The following is a 16,129-nucleotide window of genomic DNA, read 5'->3' as shown; positions in this document are numbered from 1 at the left end:
CAGGTTCTGTATGCTCAGCGCATGCTGACTATTGCTTCGCGGCTGGACGTGATGAACCGGCTGGGCCGGGCGATGGCCGACCCGACCCGCTCCCGCATCCTCATGACACTCCTCGAGGGCCCGAGCTACCCGGCGGTACTCGCCCGCGACCTAGGGCATGTCTGACAATCGTTTTGACCATGCGAGCACAGCATTCAGGACCACAGCGGCCCTGTAGATGATCGCGTACTTGTCATACCGGGTCGCCAGACCCCGCCACTGCTTCAGGTGCGCGTACTGACGCTCGATGACATTGCGGCCCTTGTAGGCGGCCGCGTCGAGGCCAATGGGGCGCCCGCCGCGGGCACCGCGCCGTCTGCGGTGGCCCTGCTGGTCGGCTGGTTCGGGGATGACCGCTTTGATCCCACGGGCGCGTAGGTGGGTGCGGATCGCCCGGGAGGAGTACGCCTTGTCGCCCAGCACCGCCGCAGGGCGGGTCCGGGGCCGCCCTACTGGCCGGGTCACGCGCAGCTGCTCCAAAAGAGGAAGCAGCATCGGGGAGTCCCCTGCCTGGCCGGGGGTGATCAGGCTGACCAGCGGCAGCCCGGTCCCGTCCACGAGCTGATGGATCTTCGTGCTCAGCCCGCCACGGGAGCGCCCGATGCCGTGATCGGCCGGTTCCTCATGCGGATTCTTGTAGTTCGATCCATCCCCCTGTGTGGCGGGTGATGTTCGTCGCGTGCTGGTGGGCGCGGGCGATCGTGGAGTCCACCGAGACCGACCAATCGATCAGGCCTTCGGCGTCAGCGGCGGCGGTCAGCGTGGCCAGCACCGTGTCCCATGTGCCTTCTTCGGCCAAGCGCCGATGCCAGGTCCACACGGTCTGCCAGGGCCCGTAGACCTCGGGCAGATCCCTCCAAGCGATTCCGCACCGGTACCGGTAGATGATCGCCTCCACCATGGTGCGGGCGTCGGCGAACGGCCTGCCGGCGCGGCCGGTCCGGGTCGGGAGCATCGGGGCGATCAACTCCCATTGGGTGTCAGAGAGCATCTGGAACCGGGACATGTCCCCAGGGTCTCAGCTGACTCGTGCATCTATTCTCAGACACGCCCTAGGGCTTCGATGACCGCGGCCTGGCTGGGCGTTGCCGGGTTCGTGGCGGCCTCTCGACGCACCGCGTCGCGGATCGCTTCGGGCACTCGCACGTTCAGGGCCACGGTCGGCGCCCCACGCCGCGCCAGGGGCGCATACCCACCGGCCGGGTCCGAGGTCGTTGCCGGTTCTGCGGGGATCACCGCTCCGGGAGCCGGGGTCTGGGGGGCCGGGGTGGGCTTGCGTCGCTGTGCTCGCAGACTCAGGTCGGGCTCAAGCTGCTTCTCGTTCATGCGGTGATCCTTTCGAAGATGAGGCCGGCCAGGTCGGCGTAGGCGGAGGCGACGGGTTCGCGCTTCTCATAGTGGCCCAGCCAGTCGCAGGCCAGACGTGCACCGGGGACGATGGAGCGGGCCGGCACCAGGGGGGTGAGCAGCAGCCCGGTCTCGCGCAGCTCCCAGCAGGGCCATGGACTGTTTGAACGCGGCCACGCTGCGGCAGGCTCCGTGCACCCCGACGCAGTCGTCCGAGGCGGGGCGGGCCGCATAGATCACCCGTCTGCGGCGGTGAACGCGTTGGGGGTCAACGGCCCGCCCTGACGGTCGGGGCAGTGGACGACGAGCTGTGGATGCCGCGAGCGAGACGAAGGGCGGGGGCTTCGCGTCTCCGCCTCTATCGTCGGGTCCCCGCGCCCTCCGGCCGACCCCATCCATGACGGCGCGGGGCTGCCGGCGTTCCGGACGGGCCCGGTTGACCGGCCTGCGATCACCCCACCGGCCCCGGGGACAGGGTCCACGTCGAGAGCAGCCGACCCAGCAGGCAGCCCCGCCCGGCCACCCTCAGTCCCGTGGCGTGACCGAGCGCAGCGCGAGCTCGGTGAGGACGGCCGCCTCGAGGGCCTCGCGTCCCTTGTCCTCTCGGGATCCGGGCAGGCCCGCCCGGTCGCGGGCCTGCTGGTCGGTGTCCACGGTGAGCACGCCGAAGCCCACGGGAACGCCGGTGCGCACCGAGACCTCCGTCACGCCCTGGGTCACGGACTGGCACACGTAGTCGAAGTGCGGGGTGTCCCCGCGCACCACGACGCCCAGGACCACGACGACGTCGAATCGCTCCGCCAGCCGCGCCGCGGCGACGGTGAGCTCGACGGTGCCGGGCACGCGCACGAGCACGGGCTCCAGGCCCAGGTCGGCCGCGGCGGCCTGCGCCCCGGCGATCAGCCCGTCCATGATCTCCGTGTGCCACTGGGCGGCGACGATCGCCACGTTCAGGCCGCTCGCAGCGGCGGGGTCGGGGGTGAAGGTCGGGGCTCCGGCGCCGCTCATGGGGTGTCCTCCTGGTGGGTGGGGTGGGTCGGGTCGGTGGTCGGGTCATCGGCCGGCGTGGCGGGGCCGCCGGTGGCCGTCGGCGGTTCGAGCACGCGGTCCGCCAGGGCGTGGGCCATGCGGTCCCGCTTGGTGCGCAGGTAGACCACGTTGTGCTCGGTGACAGGCGTGGGGGCCGGGACACGCTCGACGACGTCGATGCCGGCCGCCCGCAGCCCCGCGACCTTCGCGGGGTTGTTGGTGACGAGGCGGATGCGCCGATGGCCGGCGGCCGTGAGGACGGCGGCGGCCCCGGCCCAGTCGCGCGCCTCGGCGGGCAGACCGAGGGCGAGGTTGGCCTCGACGGTGTCCATCCCCTCCTCCTGGAGCCGGTAGGCGCGGATCTTGTTGGCCAGGCCGATGCCGCGTCCTTCGTGGCCCCGGAGGTAGAGGACGGCGCCGCCCTCGGCCGCCGCGCGGGCGAGGGCGTCCTCGAGCTGGGGGCCGCAGTCGCAGCGCAGGGAGCCGAGGACGTCGCCGGTGAGGCACTCCGAGTGCACGCGGACGGTGAGGGGACGCTCCGAGTCGGTCTCCCCCGCCACGAGCAGCAGGTGCTCGGCCCCGGTCTCGGCGTCCACGTGCACGCTCACGCGGAACAGGCCGTGCCGGGTCGGCAGGGTGGCCTCGGCGGGGACGGCGGTCAGGGCCGGCGTCGTCTCCTCCAGGTGGGCCACGAGGTCCTCGATGGAGATCAGCACGAGGCCGTGCTCGTCCGAGAACTCCCGCAGGGCGGGCAGGCGCATCATGGTGCCGTCGTCGTGGACGAGCTCGGCGATGGCGGCCACGGGCGCGACGCCGGCCAGGCGGCACAGCTCGACGCCGGCCTCGGTGTGGCCGCGGCGGGCCCGGACGCCGCCGGGGACGGCGCGCAGGGGGAACACATGACCGGGCCGGGTCAGGTCGCCGGGGGCGGCACCGGGGTCGGCGAGCAGGCGGAGGGTGCGGGTGCGGTCGGCGGCGGAGATGCCGGTGGTGACGCCGGCGGCGGCGTCCACGCTCACGGTGTAGGCGGTGCCCTTGGGGTCCTCGTTGACGGTGGTCATGGGCGGCAGGGCCAGGCGGTCGGCCAGGCCGGCCGGCAGGGGCGCGCAGATGACGCCCGAGGTGTGGCGGACGGTGAAGGCGGTGACCTCGTCGGTGGCCAGGGCGGCGGCGTAGATCAGGTCGCCCTCGTTCTCGCGGTCGGCGTCGTCCACGACGACGACGGGCCGGCCGGCGGCGATCGCGGCGATCGCCGCGGGGACGGGGTCCAGACGGATGTGCTCGCTCACGGGCGGGCCTCCTCGGTGGGTGCGGCGGGGGCGGAGGGGATGAGCGCGAGGCGCTCGGCGTACCGGGCGAGCACGTCGGTCTCGAGGTTGACGCGGTCGCCCGGCCGCAGGGCGCCCAGGGTGGTGGCCTCGAGTGTGGCCGGGATGATGCCGATCTCGAACCAGTGCGCGGCCGCGCCCGGGTCGGAGACGGCGGTGACGGTGAGGGAGACGCCCTGCAGGGCGATGGCCCCCTGCGCGGGGACGTAGCGGGCCAGGCGGGCGGGCAGGCCGATGCGCAGGGTGGTCCAGGCCCCGTGCGGGGTGACCGCGAGGACCTCGCCGGTCCCGTCCACGTGGCCCTGGACCACGTGCCCGTCCAGGTGGTCGGTGGGGCGCAGGCAGCGCTCGAGGTTGACCCGGTCCCCCGGGGCGCGGTCGCCGAGGCTGGTCATCCGCAGCGTCTGGCCCATGAGGTCTGCACGGAACACGCCGGGGCGCTCCGTGGGTCCGTCGAGGGCCGTGAGGCACACGCCGTCGACGGCGAGCGAGCCGCCGGCGGGCAGCCCGTCGAGGGCGCGGCCGGCGTCGAGGGTCAGCAGGGCGGTGTCGGCGGCCGCGTCGTGCTCGAGGGCGACGACGGTGCCGAGATGGGTGACGATGCCGGTGAACACTCAGTCCTCCTGGAAACGGGTCGGGGCGGGGGCGGTGGGCAGGCGCGGGGCCGGCACCGGGCTCAGGTGGGTCCAGACGTCGTCGCCGAGGGCACGGGCGGGGCCGCCCTCCGCGGGGTCGGGATGCCAGCGCGGTCCCTCGGACAGCGTGGCGACGTCCAGGCCGGCGACGGCGGCGCGGCCCGGGCCGAGCAGCAGGGGCGCGGTGTAGACCATGAGCTCGTCCACGAGGCCGGCGCGCAGCCACGCGCCGAGCACGCGGGGCCCGCCCTCGATGAGCACGTGCTCGGCACGGCGGCCGTGGGGCCAGGGCCCGGGATGGGCGGCGAGCGCGGCGAGGACGGCGTGCGGGTCGTGGTCCGGCACGTGCAGCAGGACCGGGTGGGCGCGCAGGGCGGCGCCGTCGGGCACGGGCCGGTGACCCTGGACGACGGGCACGGGCTGGTGCGCGAGTTCGGCGCCGGCGGCGTCACGGGCGGTGAGGCGGGGGTCGTCGGCCAGGACGGTCCCCGTGCCGACGACGATGGCGTCGACGCGGGAGCGCACCTCGTGGGCGTGGACGCGGGAGTCCGGGCCGGTGATCCACTGGCTCGTGCCGTCGGCGGCCGCGGCGTGGCCGTCGAGGGACTGGGCGAGGTGTCCGGTCACCCACGGGCGGCCCGCGTCGCGGACCTCGCGCCAGCGGGCGGTGAGCGCGAGGGCGGCCGCCTCGCCGGTGGGGCCGGTGACGTGCACCCCGTGCGCGGCGAGGCGGGCCGCGCCGCCGCCGTCGTGACCGGTGGGGTCCGCGACGGCGTAGCGCAGTGCGCCGATCCCCGCGTCCAGGACGGCCTGCGAGCAGGGGCCGGTGCTGCCGGTGTGGTCACAGGGCTCGAGGGTGACGTGCAGCGTCAGGCCGGCGGGGTCGAGGGTGGCCAGGGCCGGATCCGCGGCGCGGGCGGCCCGCCAGCGGGTCAGGGCGTCGACCTCGGCGTGGGCGGTCCCCCGTCCGCGGTGGTGCCCGACGGCCAGGATGCGGCCGGCCGCGTCGGTCAGGACGGCCCCGACGAGGGGGTTGGCGCCGCGCACGCCGCGCAGCGCGGCGCCGACGGCGAGGTCCATGGGGTCGGCGGACGGGGTCTCGGCGGCGTTCATCGGGCGACGTCCCCCTCGGGGCCGTCCGGCAGCAGCGTCTCCACGGCGGGCTTGTCCCGGTCTGTGGCGCGCAGCCACACGAAGAAGCCGATCAGGGTGAAGGCGCCGTAGAAGGCGTACATGACGGCCGAGGCGTAGTAGCCGGTGCTCCACAGCAGGGGCACGCCGACGACGTCCACGGCCACCCAGATCAGCCAGAACTCCACCCAGCCGCGCGCCATGCCGTAGGTCGCCAGCAGCGATCCCACGAACGTCCAGGCGTCCGCCCACACCGGCTCCCACGAACCCAGCGCGCGGAACACGGGGGTGAGGGCGACGGTGCCGACCGCCATGGCCGTCACGAGGAACACGCGCCCGCGCCAGCCGGCCCACTCCGGGGTGATGGCGGGAGCGTCCTCGGCGTGGCCCCGACGGGCCTGACGCCAGCGCACCCAGCCGTAGACGGAGACGGCGATGAACATGACCTGTCGGCCGGCCTGACCGAGCAGGGTGGCGTGATCGGCCCCCGTGAACAGGGAGGCGAGGAAGACCGTCAGCAGGATGAGGTTGCCGAGGATGCCCACGGGCCAGGCCCAGACCCTGCGCGCCATGCCGCCCAGGGCGGAGGCGAGGCCGAAGACGTTGCCCAGCACCTCGCGCATGAGCAGGCCGCCGCCGGCGACCGGGACGGTCCAGTTGAACGCGTCCACCAGCCAGTCCATGACCGTGACGCCACCTCCTCGGATCGGGACTCCGAGGGGTGCGCTCCGCAGCCCTCCCGCGCAGGGCGCGGAACGGCTCCGCCGCGTGCCTCTCCCATCCCGACTGTACGGTCGGCACCGGAATTCCACCGGTCAGGCCGCTCTGCACCGCCTCGGATGAGGACGGGCCGCGCGGTTAGCGGGCTGTCACCGCCGGTGCGGACTTCCACCGCATCTCGGAGCACGTTGCTGTCCAGCAGTATCGCACGCCCGGCCGGCCGCGCATGCCGGACGTCGCCGGACGACGCCGGGCGACGTCCGGCGCGGCGGGCGGGCGACGGCGTCGCCGGGCTCAGTGGCAGGCGCGGGCGGCGGCGGTGCGCAGGCCGGCGAGCGCGGCGTCGGGGTCCTCGGCGCCGAACACCGCGGAGCCGGCCACGAACACGTCGGCCCCGGCCTCGGCCGCGCGTTCGATGGTCTCGCGGTTCACGCCGCCGTCGACCTGGAGGGCCAGCGGGGCGGGCCCGCCGTCGAGGGCGCGGCGGGCCCGGCGAATCTTCGGCAGCACGACGTCGAGGAACGCCTGCCCCCCGAAGCCGGGCTCCACGGTCATCAGCAGGAGCATGTCCAGCTCCGGGAGCATGTCCAGGTAGGGCTCGACCGCGGTCGCCGGCCGCAGCGCCATGCCGGCCTTCGCTCCGGCCGCGCGCAGCTCCCGGGCCAGCCGGACGGGCGCCGCCGACGCCTCGGCGTGGAAGGTCACGGACTCGGCCCCCGCCTCCGCGTAGCCGGGCGCCCAGCGGTCGGCGTCCTCGATCATCAGGTGGAGGTCCAGCGGCAGGTCCGTGGCGCGTCGGATCGCCTCGACCACGGGCAGGCCGAGGGTGAGGTTCGGGACGAAGTGGTTGTCCATGACGTCCACGTGCACCGCGTCCGCACTGGGGATGCGGGCCAGCTCGTCGGCGAGGCGGGCGAAGTCCGCGGACAGGATCGAGGGGTGCAGGCGCGGGGCGCGGGCGGTCATGGTCGGGTCCTCTCGGTCAGGCGCCGGGGGCGCGCAGCAGGGCCAGGAACATGGCGTCGGTGCCGTGCCGGTGCGGCCAGAGCTGGGCCGTGCGGGCGACCACGTCTCCCGGCTTCGGCGCGCCGGCGGGTTCTGCCTCGTCCAGGCGCAGGTCGTCGAGCGCGACGGTGTCGAGGGCGGTGCGGGCGTCGAGCAGCTCCAGCTCGGGGTGGCGGCGCACGAGGTCCTGGACCTGGACGACGGTCTCCGCGACGTGCGGGGAGCAGGTCACGTAGGCGAGCACCCCGCCGGGGGCCAGGACGGCGACCGCCGCGTCGAGCAGCTCGGCCTGCAGGCCGGTGAGCTCGGCGAGGTCGGCCGGGGTGCGGCGCCAGCGCGACTCGGGTCGGCGGCGCAGCGCACCGAGGCCGGTGCAGGGGGCGTCCACGAGGACGCGGTCGAACGCCGGGGCCGCCTCGGGGGCGTCGGCGATCGTGCGGCCGTCCCCGGTCCGGACGGTCCAGGCGCCGGCGGGCACGGCGGCGAGTGCCTGCCGGACGAGGTCGGCGCGGTGCGGGGCGACCTCGTTGGCCACGAGCGTCGCCCCCCGCTCGGCGGCGAGGGCGGCCAGCAGGGCCGCCTTGCCGCCAGGGCCGGCGCACAGGTCGAGCCAGCGCTCGGCCCGCCCCTCGGCCGCGGGGACGGGTGCCTGGGCCAGGGCACGGGCGGTGAGCTGGGAGCCGGCGTCCTGGACGCGGAGCACGCCCTCGCGCACCCCGGGCAGACGGCCGGCATCGCCGCCGGAGTGCAGGGCGGAGTCCGGGGCCAGCGGCCCGGGTTCGGCGCCGTCGTCGAGGGCCGCGGCGAGCGCCTCGGCCCCACCGGCCACGGGCAGGGCGACGAGGTTGACCACGGGCGGGGCGTTGTCCGCCTCGAGCAGGGCGGCCAGCTCGGCGTCGCGGTCGGCGATGTGGCGGGTGCCGCGGTGGGCGGCCAGGGCCTGGCGCAGCGCGCGGACGATCCACACCGGGTGCGAGGCACGGACGGCCAGGGCGGCGTCGCCGCCGTCGGCAGGGGCGACGTCGGCCAGCCACTCCTCGAGGGGGCGTTCGGCAACCCGACGCAGCACCGCGTTCACGAACCCGGAGGCGCCGGCCCCGATCTCGGCGCGCACGAGGGAGACGGTGGCGTCGAGGGCGGCGTGGGCGGGCACGCGCATGCCCAGCAGCTGGTGGGCGCCGAGCCGCAGGGCGTCGAGCACGGGTGGGTCGATCTTCTCGAGCGGGCGGTCCACGCAGCGGGTCAGGATCGCGTCGTACAGGCCGAGCCCGCGCAGGGTGCCGTAGGCGAGTTCGGTGGCGAAGCCGGCGTCGCGCCGGTCGAGGCGGGCCTGGCGGATGCGCGCCGGGAGGACCAGGTTCGCGTACGCGTCCTCGGCATGGACGGAGCGGACCACCCCGAACGCGACGCGGCGCGCCGGGTCAGCGGTGCGGGAGCGCTGCGACGGCGCCTGCGCCGAGTACTTCCGCCCGGCGCCGGAGCGACCCCGGTTGCGGGTGCGCCCCTGCGCGTCGCGGCGGTCCTGGGCGTCCGGCCGGGGTGCGCGGCCGCGTTCTCCGCGGGCCCCTCGCTCGCCCCGGCCCTGTCCTGCCTGTCCTTCGCGGCTCATGCGCGTGCCTCCTCGTCCTGTGCCGCGGCGTTCCGCGCGGCCTCGCGTGCCGCCGCCCGGGCGGCGGCCTCCTGGCGGGCCTGTTCTTCGTGGTGGGCGAGCGCCTCCCCGGCCAGCAGCGCGGCCCCGGCGGCGGCGCCGCGCGCCCAGTCGGCGGCCGGCATCAGCTTCCTGCCCGCCGGCTGGACGCGGGAGAGCCGGACGGCCCCGCCGGCCGTGCGCAGCCAGGCGGCCTTCGCGGCCACCAGGATCTGCCCGGGAACCGCGGCGTCGAGGGCGGAGGGCCAGCCGTCGTCGCCGGCGCGGACCGGGGCGACGCCGTCGAGCTTGAAACGGGCCGGGGCGGCGCCGTCGTCCGCGGTCAGCCAGCCCCAGGCGCCGGGCTCGGGGGTGACGCCGTTGATCCGGGCGGCCACCTCGGCGGCCGGGCGGGCGGGGTCCACCAGGCCGTCTGCGGCCGTGAGCTTCGGCGCGTGGGTGGGTTCGCCGCGCTGGGGCGTGGCCGTCGCGGTGCCGTCTGCCAGGCGGTCGAGCACGTCGATCACGAGTGGGCCGCCGCGCTCGGCGAGGTCGGTGAGCACGGCCCCGGCGGTCTCGTCGGCCGCGACGGGGCGGGTGAGCCGGGCGAAGACGGGCCCGGTGTCCAGGCCCTCTTCGAGCTGGAACACGTCGGCGGCGATCTCGGTCTCCCCGGCCATCACGGCGCGCTGGACGGGGGCGGCGCCGCGGTAGGCCGGCAGCGCGGAGAAGTGCAGGTTGAGCCAGCCGTGACGGGGGATCTGCAAGGCCTCGACGGGCACGAGCGCCCCGTAGGCGACGACGACGGCCACGTCCGCCTCGAGCACCCGGATCGCCTGGAGGGCATCGGCGCCCTCGGGTCCGCGGAGTCGGTCGGCCTTGAGCACGGGCAGGCCGGCCTCCTCTGCCGTGACCGCGACCGGCGACGGGGTCAGCACCCGCCGGCGCCCGACCGGGGCGTCCGGCCGGGTGAGCACGCCGACGACCTCGTGGGGCGAGTCGAGCAGGGCGCGCAGCACGGGCACGGCGGTCTCGGGCGTGCCGGCGTAGAGCACGCGCAGGGGCGTCGGGGCGGTCATCGGGCGGCTCCTGTTCCGGCGGCGGGGACGGCGGGGGCGCCGAAGACCGAGCTGACGGCGGCCGCGCGCGCGGCCCCGATGCGACGAGCGGCGCGGTCCACCTCGCCGGCGCGCATGCGGCGGCGGGCCTCACGGCGTTCCTCGCCGTCGAGGCGGTCGACGTAGAGGATCCCGTCGAGGTGGTCGGTCTCGTGCTGCAGGCAGCGGGCGAGCAGGCCGGTCCCCCGGTGCTCCACCGGGTTCCCGTCCACGTCGGTGCCGCGGACGACGGCCTCGGCGGCGCGCGCCGGGTGGTAGCGCAGCCCGGGCACGGACAGACACCCCTCGCCCGGCTCCCGCAGCGCCTGGCCGGCGGTCTCGAGTACGGGATTGACCACGTGCCCGGCGACGCCGGCGACGTCGAACACGAAGACGCGCAGGCCCACGCCCACCTGGGGCGCGGCCAGGCCCACGCCCCCGACGGCGTGCATCGTCTCGATCATGTCCGCCACGAGGGCGCGCACATCCGCGCCCGGGGGCACGGGCGACGCGGCGGTGCGCAGGACGGGGTCGGGGATGGTGCGGACGGGCAGGACGGTCACGCCGTCACCCTATCGCCGCCCTCGGCAGACGCCGGGCGCGACGACGACCCGTCGGGCGCCACGTCCGGGGCGGCGTGGGAGCCGCCGCCGAACGCCGCGGCGCGCACGGCCTGCAGGCCGGTGGCCGCCGACACCGGGACCGACGGCGGAGGGGGGCCGATGACACGGAGCGCGGGGCCGGCGTCGTCCACGGCCTGCGCGTGCTTCCAGACCTGGCGCAGGGCCCAGAACTTGTGCCAGTGGCGGGGCAGCACGCCCGGGTTGGCCTGGTGCACGGCGACCTCGGTCTCCCCCAGGGCGACGCCGAGCAGCATCTCGGCCTGGCCGTGCCGCCACTCCTCCCAGGTGCCGGCCTCGGGGTCCACCAGGGACTCCTCCGCCTTCAGGCCGGCGGTCAGCTGCATGACCACCTTGGGATCGAGCGCCTTGACCCGTCCGTCCCGCCCCGTGCCCTTCGTCTTGTAGTCGATCAGGCACAGCCGGCCGCCGATCCGGGCGACGAGGTCCAGCGTGCCCGCGTAGCCCACCGTGTGGTTCCAGACGGTGATCTCGGCCGCGATCGGCCGGACGTCGTAGAGGTCCCACCACTCGTCGAAGCGGTCCGCGTAGGCGCCCTCGCCGTGCTCGATCAGCCGGGCCCGGGCCTCCGCCATGGTGTGGGGGCGGCCGAGGGCGCGCTGGGCCACCTGCTCGGCGTAGTCGTGCACGCGGTCCCCGCGCTCGGCCGCGGCGTCCCGGTAGCGGGCGGCGGCGTCGGCGGACTGCCGGGCCACCTGCTTCAGGCGCGCCGCGGAGCCCACCGATTCCGCCAGGCGCGGATCCTGGGTCACGGACTGGGCCGCCATCCACCCAACCCAGCCGTCCAGGTCCGTCTTCTCCATGCCGATCACGGTGGTGATGGACGGGACCTCGGGCAGGCCCGAGAGGGAGCGCGCGTACATGCGTCCGTGGGGGGTCTGATGCGCGAGGCGTGGCTGGGTCATGGTCAGCCATTCTGGCAGGGTCCCCGGACCCCCGACGGGGTGGCCCGACACGCCTCCGGACGCCGATTTTGCATCCGGGCGGAGATGGCCTAGAGTTCTTTCTCGTTGGAAAACGCAGGTGAGCGGCTCGGACGAGCGGATCCCGGCGGCACCGACGCGCGGATGTAGCTCAGTTGGCTAGAGCGCCACCTTGCCAAGGTGGAGGTCGCGAGTTCGAATCTCGTCATCCGCTCGCTCAACCTTCACCCCTGGTCGGGTGGCCGAGAGGCGAGGCAGCGGCCTGCAAAGCCGTATACGCGGGTTCGAATCCCGTCCCGACCTCGCAGGCTTCTCCGACCGGGAGTGGCGGCATGTTCACCACCTCCTCGGAGGTGGACGAGCGCGATTGGCGCAGCGGTAGCGCGCTTCCCTGACACGGAAGAGGTCACTGGTTCGAACCCAGTATCGCGCACGGAGACGATCCGTGAGGATCGACTCAGGCGGATGTAGCTCAGTTGGCTAGAGCGCCACCTTGCCAAGGTGGAGGTCGCGAGTTCGAATCTCGTCATCCGCTCCACACACGAAGGGCCCCTCCTGGCGGAGGGGCCCTTCGTCGTTCCGGGGCGTGCGGTCGGCCTCGTGCTCGGAGCACGGACGCCGACCGTCGGACGGGATCAGAGCCGCGGGCCCTCCACCCGCCAGTAGCCGCTGAACATGATCGCGCGCTTCGGTGCGATGCCGCGGCGGACGATCACCCGCCGCGCCGCCGTCGCGAGCGACTGCTCGCCGCACGCCCACACGTGGTCGCGGGGCGCGGCGGGGAGGTCCTCGAGGTGCGGCGTGAGCAGGGCGCCCGGCACGGCGTCTCCGCGGTGCAGGACCGTGAGCGTGGCGCCCTCCGGGACCTCGAGGGCGGGGACGTGGTCACGGCCGGGCACCTCCAGGACGACGTCCATCCGGCCCCCGCGCGGCGTGCGACGCTGCGCGGCGAGGGCGGCGGCGATGCTCGGGACTGCGGTCTCGTCCCCCACCACGAGGTGCGACTCCCCCGCCGCCGGCAGACGATAGGCGCCCGTCCCGGTGCGGAAGCCGGCGACGTCGCCCGGACGTGCGGTGCGCGCCCACGTGCCGGCGGGGCCCGCATGGTCGTGCACGACGACGTCGACGTCGATCTCACCGACGGAGGGCCGGTGCTCGGCGACCGTGTACCACCGCAGATCCGGCCGCACGTCCTCGGGGATCCGCCCGACCGCTCGCCGCGCATTGAGCGCCGCGGGATCGGGCATCACGAGCGCCCGCCCCGGGGGCGGGGTGAGCAGCCCGAAGTACTCGTCGCAGCCCTGCGGGGTGAACGTGCGGAACTCCTCCGCGGCGAACGTGAGACGACGCAGCCGGGGGGCGAGCAGCCACGTGGCGCGGACCGTCATGGTCCACTGCGGATACTCGTCGCGGTCAACGGGCATCGCCTGGCCGAGGGCCGCGAGCCCGCGGTAGGCCTTCATCTGCAGGGCCTCGACACGCGAGGGACGGGCGGCAGGCGGGGGGAGGACGGAGGAGCTCGTCATCCGGTCAGCATAGGTGAGCCCCACCTTTGCTGGAGTCCTCCCTTTGAATACGTCACGTCATTGTTGCGTATTTGCTTTCTTAGGTAAGGCTTCCCTACTGTGCGGGACGTCCGTGGCGCACGCCGCCCGGAGCCGACGACCCCCTCACGGAAGGCCCTCCCATGCTCCCTCGCCTGTTCGGACTCGGCGATCCCGCCGCCTACCTCGACGCCACCGGCAGGGCGGCCCGGGTGGCCGTCGACACCGCCTACGACCGCGCGGGGGTCCACCCGGACACCCCGTCGACGCACCTGGCCGACGCCGTCGGCGCCGTCGACTTCTCGCAGCCGACGGGCAGCCTCGACGACGCCCTCGCCGAGGTCGCGGAGCTCTACGCCCACCAGACCACCGCCTACCACCACCCGCGCTATGCCGCTCACCTCAACTGCCCGGTCCTGCTCTCCAGCACCGCAGCGGACACCGTGCTCGGGGCGCTCAACACGGCGGTCGAGTCCTGGGACCAGGCCCGCTCCGCGGCGCTCATGGAGCAGCGGCTCCTGGCCGAGGTCGGACGCTGGTGCGGGTTCGCCGCGGGCGACGGCGTCTTCACCTCCGGAGGGTCGGCCTCCAACCTGCAGGCCATGACGCTGGCCCGCGGCCGCGCCGTGCAGCGTCTCACCGGCCACGCCGGGCTCGCCGACCTGCCCGCCGAGGTGCTCGGCTCGCTGCGCGTCTTCGTCAGCGCGGCCACGCACTACAGCATCGCCAAGGCAGCCGGCCTGCTCGGGCTGGGCCGCCACGCCGTGGTCGTCGTCCCCACCGACGCCGCCGGGCGCCTGGACCCCGGGGCCCTGGCCGCGGCGGTCGAGCGTGAGGTGGCCGCCGGTGCCGTGCCGATGGCCGTCGTCGCGACGCTGGGGACCACCGACCGCGGCGCCATCGACCGGCTGCCGGCCATCGCCGACGTCGCCGAACGCCACGGGATGTGGGTCCATGCGGACGCGGCCGTGGGCGGGATCCTCGCCGCGAGCGCGGCGACGCGCCACGAGCTGCCGGCACTGCACCGTGCGGACTCGGTGACGATGGACTTCCACAAGACGTTCTACGTGGGGCTGGCCTGCAGCGCGCTGGTGGTGCGGGATGCCGAGAGCCTGCGCCATGTGACGGTGCACGCGGATTACCTGAACCCGGAGGACAGCGTCCATCCGAACTTGGCGGATCGGTCGCTGCAGACGAGCCGCCGGTTCGATTCGCTCAAGCTGTGGCTGACGCTGCGTGAGCATGGGGCCGAGGCGGTGGCGTCCCTGTTCGCGGGGGCGCGCGAGCGCACGCGGCAGGCGTGCGGGATCCTGCGGGCCCGGCCGATGTTCGCGGTGCTGGAGGATCCGACGCTGGTGACGGTGCTGTTCCGGGTGCGGGCCGAGGGACTGTCGGAGGAGGAGTGCACGGCGGTGCAGGCGGCGATGCACCGGGAGCTGGTGGCCGGCGGGCGCGCGCTGATCGCGACGACGGTGGTGGACGGGGTGCCCCATCTGAAGTTCACGATCCTGAACCCCGCGGTCACCTCGGGCGAGCTGGAGGCGCTGGTCGACGTCGTGGAGGAGGCGGCGCTGCGGCACGCCGACGCGGTGCGGGCCGGCCGTCACCGGAGGCGCGGGGCGGGGCGGAACCGTCCGCATGCCCCGTCGGCCTCCGTGTCCTGCACGCTTCCCTCGTCGGCGGGACCCCGTCCGTCCGCGGCGCGCGTGGTTGAGCACGGAGAGCAGGTGTGCGCATGAGCCCGGCGTCCACGTCCCCCCGCCGCGTGCTCGCGATCGGGCTGGGCCCGTTCGACCTGAGCCTGGCCGCGCTGGCCCACCCGCTGCCCGACGTCGAGGTGGAGGTGGTGGAGAGCCGCGACGCGTTCGTGTGGCACCCGGGCATGATGCTGCCGGGCGCGCAGATCCAGGTGCCGTTCCTCGCTGACCTGGTGACGTTCGCGGACCCGACCTCCCCGTACTCGTTCCTGGCGTATCTCAAGGCGATGGGCCGGCTTCACCGCTTCTACATCCGGGGTTCCTGGTACCCGCTGCGGCGGGAGTTCTCGGACTACTGCGCGTGGGTGGCAGCCCAGCTGCCCGGCATCGCCTACGGGACCACGGTGACGGCGGTGCGGTGGGACGAGCAGGCGGACGAGTTCGTGGTGGAGGCGGCCTCCGCGGCCGGGACCAGCACGCACCGGGCCGACCACGTGGTGGTGGGCACGGGCACGGTGCCATCCCTGCCCGCGCCGCTCGCGCGCGTCGCGGAGGAGGCGGTCCGGGTCGGCGCGTCCCCCGTGGTGCACACGGGCGAGTACATGGGCCGTCGCGAGGACATCGTTGAGGCCGGGTCGGTCCTGGTGGTGGGCAGCGGTCAGTCGGCGGCGGAGTGCGCCCTGGACCTGCTGAACGCGGGCCACCCGGACCTCACGTGGGTCACGCGCTCACCCCGGTTCTTCGGCATGGAGGTCGGCCAGCTGACGCTCGAGCTGACCTCGCTGGACTATGAGCGGCACTTCGCCACTCTGCCCCGGGCGCGGCGGGATGAGATCAACGCGTCCCACCGGTCCCTGTACAAGGGGATCAGCGAGCACACGATCGAGGACGTCTACCACGCGCTGTACGAACGCCAGGTGGGTCCGCTGGACCCGGCCCGGCTGTGGCCGGGCACGTCGGTGGCGGACGCCCGCCTGGTCGCGGGCCAGGGCGCGCCCCGGGTGGAGGTCACCCTGCGCGATGAGGAGACCGGGGTGACCGCGCGGCACGTGGTGGACCGCGTCGTCGCGGGCACGGGCTACCGCCACCCGGACCATCCGTTCCTGGAGCCGGTGCGGCACCTGCTGCGCGTGGAGGACGGTCGGACGACGGCGAACGCGGACCACGCGATCGACGTGAGCGGCCGCCGGATCTTCGTGCACAACACCGCCGAACAGCCCCTGGGGCTCACCGGCCCGGACCTGGGCATGGCGGCGGAGCACAGCGGCCGCATCCTCAGCACGATCGCCGGCCGCGAGGTCTACGCGCAGGCCGAGTCGATCGCGTTCCAGGACTTCGGTGCCGTCGCGGCGGGCGTCCGGTGAGC

16 protein-coding genes, 4 tRNA genes, 1 pseudogene and 1 riboswitch are annotated in these 16,129 nt (G+C 74.9%); of the genes and pseudogenes, 7 read left to right on the top strand and 14 right to left on the bottom strand.

Features of this window, described 5'->3' with window-relative positions:
• Window positions 1-21: 21 nt before the first annotated feature.
• Window positions 22-153, top strand: a pseudogene (locus tag AC0VX2_RS05280) (ArsR family transcriptional regulator); the annotation flags it as partial.
• Here AC0VX2_RS05280 and AC0VX2_RS05275 read toward each other — a convergent pair.
• The 13 genes from AC0VX2_RS05275 to AC0VX2_RS05215 all read right to left on the bottom strand — a co-directional run bounded on the left by AC0VX2_RS05275 (window position 151) and on the right by AC0VX2_RS05215 (window position 11,504).
• Window positions 151-1,045, bottom strand: a protein-coding gene (locus AC0VX2_RS05275; RefSeq protein WP_475432459.1) for an IS5 family transposase whose coding sequence is annotated in 2 segments (ribosomal slippage) — window positions 151-687 and window positions 689-1,045 — 894 coding nt in all. Because the reading frame shifts where the segments join, the coding sequence is not laid out codon by codon here. The pseudogene AC0VX2_RS05280 and the gene AC0VX2_RS05275 sit on opposite strands and share 3 nt — an antisense overlap.
• A 35-nt stretch (window positions 1,046-1,080) precedes the next feature.
• Window positions 1,081-1,365 carry a hypothetical protein gene (locus tag AC0VX2_RS05270; protein ID WP_122054294.1) on the bottom strand — a complete coding sequence of 95 codons (285 nt, stop codon included), beginning with the start codon at window positions 1,363-1,365 and terminating at the stop codon, window positions 1,081-1,083.
• The gene (locus tag AC0VX2_RS05265) at window positions 1,362-1,493 is read right to left on the bottom strand and encodes a hypothetical protein (protein WP_020624531.1); all 132 of its coding nucleotides are present in this window, start codon (window positions 1,491-1,493) and stop codon (window positions 1,362-1,364) included. The genes AC0VX2_RS05270 and AC0VX2_RS05265 overlap by 4 nt, the downstream gene beginning before the upstream one ends.
• A gap of 418 nt (window positions 1,494-1,911) precedes the next feature.
• Window positions 1,912-2,394, bottom strand: a complete 483-nt coding sequence (gene ribH / locus AC0VX2_RS05260) for a 6,7-dimethyl-8-ribityllumazine synthase (RefSeq protein WP_036383758.1) — start codon at window positions 2,392-2,394, stop codon at window positions 1,912-1,914.
• Window positions 2,391-3,704: a 3,4-dihydroxy-2-butanone-4-phosphate synthase gene (ribB, locus tag AC0VX2_RS05255; RefSeq protein WP_136939758.1), complete on the bottom strand. Its 1,314-nt coding sequence runs from the start codon at window positions 3,702-3,704 to the stop codon at window positions 2,391-2,393. The genes ribH and ribB overlap by 4 nt, the downstream gene beginning before the upstream one ends.
• On the bottom strand, window positions 3,701-4,357 hold the full coding sequence (locus tag AC0VX2_RS05250; protein ID WP_063189646.1) for a riboflavin synthase: 657 nt from the start codon (window positions 4,355-4,357) through the stop codon (window positions 3,701-3,703). Before AC0VX2_RS05250 ends, ribB begins: the two co-directional genes overlap by 4 nt.
• Entirely contained in the window at window positions 4,358-5,491 is a 1,134-nt protein-coding gene (ribD, locus tag AC0VX2_RS05245) for a bifunctional diaminohydroxyphosphoribosylaminopyrimidine deaminase/5-amino-6-(5-phosphoribosylamino)uracil reductase RibD (protein WP_144820089.1), read from the bottom strand.
• The gene (gene pnuC, locus AC0VX2_RS05240) at window positions 5,488-6,192 is read right to left on the bottom strand and encodes a nicotinamide riboside transporter PnuC (protein ID WP_069941988.1); all 705 of its coding nucleotides are present in this window, start codon (window positions 6,190-6,192) and stop codon (window positions 5,488-5,490) included. The genes ribD and pnuC overlap by 4 nt, the downstream gene beginning before the upstream one ends.
• Window positions 6,193-6,274: 82 nt before the next feature.
• A riboswitch (FMN riboswitch) is annotated at window positions 6,275-6,419 on the bottom strand.
• 104 nt (window positions 6,420-6,523) lie between these two features.
• Entirely contained in the window at window positions 6,524-7,195 is a 672-nt protein-coding gene (gene rpe, locus AC0VX2_RS05235; RefSeq protein WP_141842770.1) for a ribulose-phosphate 3-epimerase, read from the bottom strand.
• Between the two features lie 16 nt (window positions 7,196-7,211).
• Entirely contained in the window at window positions 7,212-8,843 is a 1,632-nt protein-coding gene (locus AC0VX2_RS05230; RefSeq protein ID WP_144820088.1) for an RsmB/NOP family class I SAM-dependent RNA methyltransferase, read from the bottom strand.
• Complete coding sequence (locus AC0VX2_RS05225) at window positions 8,840-9,940, bottom strand: methionyl-tRNA formyltransferase (protein ID WP_144820087.1); 1,101 nt, start codon at window positions 9,938-9,940, stop codon at window positions 8,840-8,842. Before AC0VX2_RS05225 ends, AC0VX2_RS05230 begins: the two co-directional genes overlap by 4 nt.
• Window positions 9,937-10,521: a peptide deformylase gene (gene def / locus AC0VX2_RS05220; RefSeq protein ID WP_144879175.1), complete on the bottom strand. Its 585-nt coding sequence runs from the start codon at window positions 10,519-10,521 to the stop codon at window positions 9,937-9,939. The genes AC0VX2_RS05225 and def overlap by 4 nt, the downstream gene beginning before the upstream one ends.
• A complete protein-coding gene (locus tag AC0VX2_RS05215) occupies window positions 10,518-11,504 on the bottom strand; it encodes a PD-(D/E)XK nuclease family protein (protein WP_036340783.1) in 987 nt (328 codons plus the stop codon). The genes def and AC0VX2_RS05215 overlap by 4 nt, the downstream gene beginning before the upstream one ends.
• Before the next feature lie 158 nt (window positions 11,505-11,662).
• Here AC0VX2_RS05215 and AC0VX2_RS05210 point away from each other — a divergent pair.
• The 4 genes from AC0VX2_RS05210 (at window position 11,663) to AC0VX2_RS05195 (ending at window position 12,060) form a co-directional block, all read left to right on the top strand.
• Window positions 11,663-11,736 (top strand) — tRNA-Gly (locus AC0VX2_RS05210).
• Window positions 11,737-11,754: 18 nt separating this feature from the next.
• Window positions 11,755-11,825: transfer RNA gene (locus tag AC0VX2_RS05205), tRNA-Cys, on the top strand.
• Between the two features lie 58 nt (window positions 11,826-11,883).
• Window positions 11,884-11,955: transfer RNA gene (locus AC0VX2_RS05200), tRNA-Val, on the top strand.
• 28 nt (window positions 11,956-11,983) lie between these two features.
• Window positions 11,984-12,060, top strand: a tRNA-Gly gene (locus AC0VX2_RS05195).
• A gap of 97 nt (window positions 12,061-12,157) precedes the next feature.
• On the opposite strand, the gene AC0VX2_RS05190 is transcribed toward AC0VX2_RS05195, so the two are convergent.
• Window positions 12,158-13,048, bottom strand: a complete 891-nt coding sequence (locus AC0VX2_RS05190) for a siderophore-interacting protein (RefSeq protein ID WP_221844820.1) — start codon at window positions 13,046-13,048, stop codon at window positions 12,158-12,160.
• A 161-nt stretch (window positions 13,049-13,209) separates the two neighbouring features.
• On the opposite strand from AC0VX2_RS05190, the gene AC0VX2_RS05185 reads away from it, so the two are divergent.
• Entirely contained in the window at window positions 13,210-14,805 is a 1,596-nt protein-coding gene (locus AC0VX2_RS05185) for a pyridoxal phosphate-dependent decarboxylase family protein (RefSeq protein WP_051995184.1), read from the top strand.
• Window positions 14,802-16,127: a lysine N(6)-hydroxylase/L-ornithine N(5)-oxygenase family protein gene (locus AC0VX2_RS05180; RefSeq protein ID WP_036313286.1), complete on the top strand. Its 1,326-nt coding sequence runs from the start codon at window positions 14,802-14,804 to the stop codon at window positions 16,125-16,127. The genes AC0VX2_RS05185 and AC0VX2_RS05180 overlap by 4 nt, the downstream gene beginning before the upstream one ends.
• The last annotated feature ends 2 nt before the right edge of the window (window positions 16,128-16,129 follow it).

The organism is Micrococcus sp. iso_239, assembly GCF_056173395.1.
Note: the sequence above shows the minus strand (reverse complement) of the source record. Positions and strands in the feature narration are given on the sequence as shown.